The sequence below is a fragment of the Syntrophorhabdus sp. genome (genome assembly GCA_012719415.1).
GTDB lineage: Bacteria > Desulfobacterota > Syntrophorhabdia > Syntrophorhabdales > Syntrophorhabdaceae > Delta-02.
Window position 1 is genome coordinate 1 of the sequence record JAAYAK010000269.1, and the last position, 1,583, is coordinate 1,583.

Genomic DNA, 1,583 nt, shown 5'->3' on the forward strand with positions numbered 1-1,583 from the left:
AGCTGGCGACGAAGCTGTAGGCAATGGTCACAGCGGTGGCGATCACCTGGACGAGGAACTGTTTCGGGTTGCCGAAGAAAAGGCCGTCGGCACCGGCCGGGTTCACCGCCTTCGAGGCGAAAAGCCCGGTTGCGAGCGCCCCCCAGATGCCGCCCACGCAGTGGACGCCAAAGACGTCGAGCGCGTCATCGTAACCGAATCTCGGTTTGATCCAGGCAACGGCGAAATAGCAGAATACGCTGACGAAGACCCCGATGAGGATGGCCGACAGCGCGCTGACAAAACCAGCCGCCGGGGTTATCGCCACAAGGCCGCCCACGGCGCCCGTCGCCATGCCAAGCATGGTCGGCTTTTTGTTGAATATCCAGTCGATGAGCGCCCATGTCAACCCCGCTGCGGCGGCGGCCGTGTTGGTCACCACAAAGGCATTCACAGCGATATCGTTCGCCCCGAGGGAACTGCCCGCGTTGAAACCGAACCACCCGAACCACAGAAGGGCGGTCCCGAGGATGGTGAAGGGCAGGTTGTGGGGGATGATCGCGTGGTTGCCGGAGCCCTTGCGCTTGCCGATGAATATGGCCGTCATGAAGGCGGCTATGCCAGCGTTGATATGCACGACCGTTCCCCCGGCGAAATCGAGGGCCCCCATCTCCCTGAGCCACCCCCCTATTCCCCAGACCCAGTGGCACACGGGGTCATAGACAAAGGTCGCCCAGAGTATCGTGAAGATGAGGAAAGCGGCAAACTTCATGCGCTCGGCAAAGGCCCCGATGATGAGCGCCGGTGTTATGACGGCGAACATCATCTGAAAGACCATGAAGAGCTGGTGGGGAATGGTCGCGGCGTAGTCCGCGTAGGGGGCAAGTCCCACCCCCTTGAGGCCCACCCACTCGAAGCCTCCCCAGAATCCCTTCCCGGGACCGAAAGAAAGGCTGTACCCGTAGAGCACCCATTGAACGCTTATCACGCAAAGGATGGTGAAGCATTGCATCAGGATGCCAAGGACGTTCTTCTTGCCCACCATTCCTCCGTAGAAGAACGCAAGCCCCGGGGTCATGAGCATGACAAGGGCCGTGGCCACGATAAGCCATGCCGTATCCCCGGTATCGGCCTTTGCCGCCGCCGGTGGCGCTGGTGCCGCGGGGCTTGCCTGTGCGGGAGCCTGCGCCGGTCCCTGTCCGGGTCCGGCCTGTGCCCAGGCAAGCCCCACAGGCATCACGAACAGGGCGAACAGTACAAACAGTGCAAGAAGTTTCTTCATCTTTACGCCTCCTCCGTAAAATAAGGAAGGCGCCACGGACCCTTTATGGGTCCACGACGCCTTCGTCTGGCAACCATAGGAATGAAAATGGCGCCCTGAACTCTTTCAGAACGCCATTGTTGTTCTCACATCATTGTGACCGCTCAAATCGGTGAGCGGTGATACTATACTGAAGTAAGAAACCGCTGTGAGTGGTAACCTCCCCCCTCCCTACGGCAACATCATCGGTCCCGAGGGAAGGACGAGACGGGCCAGCACGTTGATCAGCAGGGAGACCACGATGCTGACGATGATAACGACAACGAAGTATCCCAGCGTCTTC

The 1,583-nt window shown here is 60.0% G+C and carries 1 protein-coding gene; it reads right to left on the reverse strand.

The genetic code is table 11. The features are described from left to right. Positions 1-1,261 (reverse strand): ammonium transporter (locus GXX82_15840; protein ID NLT24513.1); only part of this gene is annotated, 1,261 nt, incomplete at its 3' end. Positions 1,262-1,583 lie beyond the last annotated feature (322 nt).